Here is a 6,996-nt window from a genome sequence, read left to right as displayed (position 1 = left end):
TTCGCTTGCGCTTGTGTGGGCAAGGTCGGCGTGCTTCGGGCTACGCTTTCGCTTCGGTGCTTCGCTTCGCTACGCACCGTGCTGACGCACGCCCTCCGCATGCCTCACGCAGATAAAGTTTACCATCACTATTTTTTATTTCTAACTTTGGTTTCCGCCTAAAAATTTTATCTCTCACATCACTGTTCCTTGACTAATGTATGTAAAGTAAGTTCTTTTTGGGAGCAGAAAGCTTTTTCATAAAACACATAAGATACTCTTCCTGTAAGATTCTAATTTAATTACTTAATTGGCTAAACAAGTTGGTTACATAAGCACAAGTATATTGCATGTGGCTACCATACCAAGAAAACATTTCCCCATCTACCAAAAGTATTTTTGTGTTAGGAACTATAAGTTGAAGTTCCTGTACATGCTTTTCCTTGAAAGGATAAGGTTCCGAAGGTAAAAAAATATATTCAGGATTAAGCTCTTGTATTTGCAATTCTGTAAGTGTAGGATAGCGACTTTCTAAACTACAAGCTAAATTATTCCACCCAAAATGGGATAAAAGTGCATTTATAAATGTACCTGTTCCTGCTGCCATATACGGTTCTCGCCATATAAAGTACAGTATAGAACCTGAAAATATTTCTTTGTGTTGCTCAAAATCTTGTTGAATTTTAGCACAGAGTTGTTCAGCCTGTGTTTTTTTGTTTACTAAGTCGCCTATATCCTGTATAGCCCTAAATGCTTCATGGATATTTTCTACTTCTGTAACATAAACAGGGGCTATTTCACTACAATTCTGTACAATTTCTTGTGTGTTTTCCTCTTTGTTTGCAATAATTAAGTCAGGATTAAGCTGCTTTACTTTGTCATAATGGACTTGCTTTGTGCCACCTACAATTACCTTCTGTTTTTTCCATTCCTTTGGATGAACGCAAAATTTAGTTATTCCTATTACTTCCGTGTCTAAGCCCAAGTCGCTTAGCAATTCAGTTTGAGAAGGGACCAGCGATACTATCCGCTTGGGGGGATAATTCGTCAAAACAATTTCTCTTTGCAAATGATCTACAAAAGTACGCATAAATGCAATTTGTAAAAATACAAAATAAATTCAAATGCTTTCTTATCTTTGCAATATGCAAGAATACAAGTTAGAAAAAGTAGCGAAGGAGTTGTCTGTATCCTCGCCAATGGTAGTAACATTACTTAAAAAGCAGGGCTTTTTAATAGAGGATAAACCTGATGCTAAACTTACGCATGAAATGTATAGTTTTTTATATCAGGCTTTTGGAAAATCTGTACCTTCTGAACCTCAATCAGAGCATAATAAGGAATGGGAAAAAAAACCGCCCGCTACACTTGCGTTTAGAATCGTAAGCGAACCTAATAGACAAAACTTTAAACCATTTTGTATTGTCAAAGAAGATAAAAGTATACAGATGCTTACAGAGCAAGAGATTGTACAATTGTTTCCTAATAACGGCAGAGTGTATGATGCCTTAAATAAAATTCAAGACTATGACTATGTGCTATTTGATAACTATTATTCAACTCCACTTTTTAATCAAAATAGTTCGGAAGTAACTAGCAAGTATCACGTTTTTAGTCATCTCGACTTAGATAGAGCAGTAGATTTTTCAGATATACCTGTAGCACCTGTTTTAGAGTACCAAAAAGTTTTTAATCCTACGCAGCCCGATCTTTCTATCAGCCACATTCTTGACCGTTTACCTAATGATGTCTTTTTTATTATAGATCAATCCCCTGAACGTTACTTGTACGGACCTTTTGTATTTTATACAGATAGTCAAACCTTTGATTATTACGGAGATAGCATAAAAGAAATCATTTGCATTGAAGAGTACAAAAAGCATTTTGCTAGTAAAGTATTACTGCGTTTCACTTGGCAAGATTCCAAGCTAAAAAAGTATTTTTATGAGTACCATGAAAGATACAAGCACCATATACCCGTAGGTAAGCCCATTCGTTTTATTGCTAATGTTCACAAGTTCATAGAGGATGCTATTGAAAAAGGTTACTTAATTGATGCGGCAGAAGATAAATACATTTTATCCGAGTTTAATAAAATTAACGAAGCCATTAAAGCAAATAAAACTACTACTCATGTAATTAATTATTATCGTTTGCCTGAAAATATCAAACAAATCAGAAAAAATCGTTTTATAGAGCTTACTCAAAGTATAGAAGTCCTAAAAAATGAACTTCAAAGTTTGAGTGAGCAAATTGCTACCCAAATATTACAAAATCTCAAACAGGAACAACCTCATTTGTTAGAACATTTTCTTAACTCATTTGAAGAATTAGCCAAAAATGAACTGGGCTACAAAAGTAAAGTAGAAGAGCTGCAAAAACACATAGAACTCCTTAAAAATGAGCAAGCCCAAGTCAAAGAATCTATCAAAAAGCTTAAAAATGAACGAGAAGCCGAAATTAACCGAATGCTACAAGAGAAAAAAGAAGAAATTCAACAGCTAGATAGACAAATAGAAGCACTCAAAAAAGAACTTCAACCTTTAATTGATGCGCATACGCTTACCCATGCTATCGAAGACTTGCACTATAAAAAAGCAGCTTTAGAAAAAGAAAAAAACGAATTAGAACAACGCGTATCCCATTTACAAAATAACCTAAAACATTTAGAAAAAAAGGTTAAACAAATTGTTCAGGAAGGACAAGAAGAGTTAGTCAAAAAACTACTTATTGATCGTACTTTACAGGTTTATACCGAAGAAACTCTGAACTTACAGCACCGTAAAGCAAATACATTTACCCCCTACAAAGAGAATGTTACCGCAGGAGATTATTTAATGCTTGAAGATGTAGTTAAACATATTAGACAGGGCTTTTATCAAGTAGAAAGACCTATTTCTTCAGAAGACGCATTGAACTACCTGTACTGCTTTACTCAAGAATATTTAACTTTGATATGTGGAAGGACAGGTGCAGGTAAATCTAGTTTAGTAAAACATTTTACCAACATATTAGGACTTCAAAACAATCTTAATTTTTGTAGTCTATCTGTTCAAAAAACTTGGAATTCTATTGCTGATTATGTAGGTTTTTTTAATGCAATTACTCGCAAATACGAACCTGTAAATTTGAACTTCTTTAATTTCTTACAGCAAGTACATTACAACCAAGACGCTAATCCCGCTCCTTTCATTTGCTTGATGGATGAAATGAACCTTGCTCAAATTGAATATTATTGGGCAGAATTTCTCAATCAATACGATGAGTATGAAAACCGAACAGTAGATATTCAATGGAAAGAACCTATTAAAATTGGTGATTTAGTTAGCTTTGTAGGGACTATCAATATAGACCATACTACTTCTATGCTTAGTCCTCGGCTTATTTCTCGCGCAATTATCATTCACATTGAACAGCCCGATACTATACACTATACAAATAATGAAATTATTAAAAGTACAGCGCCATTGATTTCTAAACAAAGATTAAAGCAGCTTTTTCAAAAAGAACAAGAGAAAAGTAGGAACTCTGAAAGTGCAAACGAAGATTGGAATGCTTTATTTGGAATTTTAGACAAAATTATCACAATTGACGCGCGGATTAAACAACGTATGCGCCGGTTTTACTACGCACTGCAACATAGCACAACCAGCAATTATGCACTAGACCATGCTGTACTTCAAAACCTCATCCCTTCTTTACAAGGTTTTGGCAAAGAAACTGAACAATCTTTGCTCAAAGTGTATCGTATATTAGAAGACCAGAATCTCCGCAAGTCTCGGGATATGCTTAAAAGGATGTTAGACAAAGGCAAGGAAATAGGTTCTTATAGCTATTTTGATGTAATATAATTTTCATTTGAATGACTAAATTAAAGCACAGTAAAAGTACATTTCAACACTCTTGTGCATATTGAACGCATTTGAGTATTATTTTTTCAAAACGCACGTATTTTTCCCATACAAAGCGAGACTCAATTGAAGAAGACTCATAGTAGCTCAGAACCAATTGCAGCTTATTATTGAGTTTTTTGGAGGAAGATAAAACTCTTAAAATTTTTGAATAAAACGGTACTTTAATACGTACTTCTTTGTACTGTTGCTTAATAACACGAATAACGTCTGTGTTACCTTGCAAAAGATGGGCAATAATAAGAAAAATGAATGCCAAGCTCATCACGTTCATATTACCTTGAATGTTGAGTATTTGATGACAAAAGTAAATAGTCTTATGAAAATCCTTCTGTGCTAAACAAGCTACTACAAAGTGTAAATGCAGCAGTTGCTTATCCCACTGATGAATTTCGTTGTAAAAAGGATTTTTTAAGTAATTTTCTATATTTTCATAAGCAATGTGGTACTTTTCCATAAAGTTGTAGGTTTGCGTATAGTAAGTTGCTTGTATTCTGAATACTTCTATGCGAGCAATATCCGCTTGGATCGGATGGTTAGAAAGTTGATTCAGGATGGACAAACTTTGTTCATATTTTCCCAAGTCATTTGCGCCTATAATGACCATGTTAATAGCAGTCAAGTATAACTCAGGATACAGTAGAATCAGTTCAGTGTGTTGATTAAAGTATTCCCATAGCTTTAGCCTATATTTGTAGCTTTCCTCAAAAAATAAATGAGAACGGTAAGCAAATCCCTGTAAAATATGCTGCTGAATATATGCAAGATGCCCATTGAGCTTGTGTTTTATAGGTTGTAAGGGAGGTATGTAGCCTTCTTGAAAAAAAGCTCTTAATTGTTGAGTGGTATAAAAAGCTTGGTCAATATCTTCTTTGAGAATGTGGTAGTACTTTGAAAAATCTTTTTGCATTTGTTGAATAATTTCAGGAGTTAGATTATCGTAGTATGTATAGTAGCTCATGCGCAGCTCTAGGTATAAAAGTTGAAGATATAAAGGTACAATTTGATTACGGTCTGCTAACAGTTTCGCTTTTTTAAGTAGTTTGCGAGCAGCTTCAAAGAGCCCTTTTTCAAATAATAAGTTGATGTCTAATATATAGAAATGAATTTTATGCAGTAAAGTAGGGTGGTAATCTCTTAAAATTTCAAGTATCTTGTAATATAATTCTTTCTTTCTGACTTTGTAATGCGCATACTTTTCTGCTATTTTTTTATCTAATTCTGCTTTTAAGAGATTATCATAAGTACAAATGTCCTCAAACATGCTTTTTAGGGTAGAATTGTCCTTAAATGTAGACAGGCGTTTACTGACATAGGTTCGCTCTTGTTTTGAAAGTCTATGCACGAGTAGATATAAGTCATCTCTTTTCATAGCTTGTCAGCGAATATATTTAAAAAGTTGTAGTTTTGCATCTATATGAAAAATTACAAAGCGTTATGGATACCAGTGGCAAGCATTTTAGTTTTTTTATGGGCAGCTTGCGGAAAAAAAACCCGAGAAAATGAATTTCTGATAGAAGGAGAAATTACCAACGCCGAACCTAATGCAAAAATCAACATTTACGACCCTACCGAAGATAAAAATGAACCTATTGCTACCTCTGACATTAAGGAAGGTAAATTCAAATTACAAGGTACAGTACCTCACAAAGGTTTTTATCTCATAGGAATTTCCAAAACTAACGCAGGTCTAGTCATTTTAGGTGGAGAAAAGTTCAGGGCTACTGCCACAGCTTCAGATATTAAAAACACCATAGAGTTCACTGAATCGGTAGAAAATAAAGCCTACAAGCAGCTCAATAATTTGTTGTTAGATTATGAAAGCAGGTTGAAACCTTTGTATCAAGAAGCCAACCAAGCTGCACAAGGTATGGATCCCACGGGGATGCCGCTTAGTGAAGAACGCCGTAAAGAAGTTCAAATACAAATACAAAAACGTATAGACCAGCTCACTCAAAACAGAGAAAATAAACTTAAAGAATTCGCACAAGAAAATAGCGACGTTTTAGCCAGCATCGTAGCCAAGCTCTACATTAACCCTACTTACGACAAAAACAATCCCCAACATCAAAAATACAAAAATGCTACACAGTTTTATGCAGCCCATTTTTTAGATGACATCCCTTTTGACAATCCTTCTATTGCCTACATTCCTGAATTTGCCTACAAAATGCGGGGATTTATTGAGCTGTACGGCAATTACACCGAAGAGGTTAAAAAAACTATTGAACAAGCGCTTCAAAAATCGGCTACGCCCAAAGTGAAGGAAGCCATTTTAAGACCCACCATTGCTGCAGCTGAAGCTACAAATGAAGAACTCTTTTTTCATCTTGCGGACCTATATCAAAAAGAATTTCCGAACTCTAAGCTCATCGGTACGCTTAAAGAACGAGTAGATAAACTTGCCCGACTTAAAGTAGGGGCTGCTGTCCCTGATATTGAACTTCCTAATCCCCAAAATCAAAAAGTCAAGCTTTCTTCTTTCAAAGGAAAGTACGTACTAATAGACTTTTGGGCAAGTTGGTGCAATCCATGTCGATCAGAAAATCCCAATCTAAAACGATTGTATCAGCAGTATAGAAGTAAAGGCTTTGAAGTTTTTGGCGTATCTATTGACCAAAAACGTGAAGACTGGCTTAGGGCTATAAAAGAAGACAAAATTACTTGGACGCAAGTCCTTGACCAAGATAGCAAAGTAGCCCAAGAGTTTAATGTAAAGGCTATTCCCATGACTTTTTTAATAGACCGAAATGGAATAGTTATTGCTAAAAATTTACGCGGCGAACGATTAGAAGAAAAACTTGCTCAATTGCTGCCTTAACTGCACTTTTAGTTTTGTATTGGTCTTAGGGCGGCTTATAGCACAAATACGCACAAAAAAGATTAAAAACTAATGCTCAAAATTGCAAGTTGCACAAGGAAACTTTTAATCTGAATGAGTTCGTATCTTTTCAAAAATTAGATGATTGTTATTGAGAATAGTTCTCATTTATGTGGGTTTGAGGGATGGTTTTTATTTTTATGGATTATTTTTTGGGCGTGCCCTTGCCCACACTTCGCTTGCGCTTGTGTGGGCAAGGTCGGCGTGCTGCGGGCTACGCTCACG

4 protein-coding genes are annotated in these 6,996 nt (G+C 35.1%); 2 read left to right on the top strand and 2 right to left on the bottom strand.

The annotated features are described in order from the left end of the window. Window positions 1-277: 277 nt before the first annotated feature. A complete protein-coding gene (locus tag NZ519_10285; protein ID MCS7029135.1) occupies window positions 278-1,069 on the bottom strand; it encodes a helical backbone metal receptor in 792 nt (263 codons plus the stop codon). A 55-nt stretch (window positions 1,070-1,124) separates the two neighbouring features. Between NZ519_10285 and NZ519_10280 the strand changes: the two genes are divergently transcribed. Next, window positions 1,125-3,830: a hypothetical protein gene (locus NZ519_10280; protein ID MCS7029134.1), complete on the top strand. Its 2,706-nt coding sequence runs from the start codon at window positions 1,125-1,127 to the stop codon at window positions 3,828-3,830. Window positions 3,831-3,873: 43 nt separating this feature from the next. Here NZ519_10280 and NZ519_10275 read toward each other — a convergent pair whose 3' ends face one another. Continuing rightward, window positions 3,874-5,262 (bottom strand): hypothetical protein, encoded by a 1,389-nt coding sequence (locus tag NZ519_10275; protein MCS7029133.1) that lies wholly within the window; start codon window positions 5,260-5,262, stop codon window positions 3,874-3,876. Between the two features lie 45 nt (window positions 5,263-5,307). On the opposite strand from NZ519_10275, the gene NZ519_10270 reads away from it, so the two are divergent. Beyond that, a complete protein-coding gene (locus NZ519_10270; protein ID MCS7029132.1) occupies window positions 5,308-6,711 on the top strand; it encodes an AhpC/TSA family protein in 1,404 nt (467 codons plus the stop codon). The last annotated feature ends 285 nt before the right edge of the window (window positions 6,712-6,996 follow it).

The sequence above is a fragment of the Bacteroidia bacterium genome, from assembly GCA_025056095.1.
Taxonomy (GTDB): Bacteria; Bacteroidota; Bacteroidia; order JANWVE01; family JANWVE01; genus JANWVE01.
This window is presented reverse-complemented; position numbering and strand designations above follow the sequence as displayed.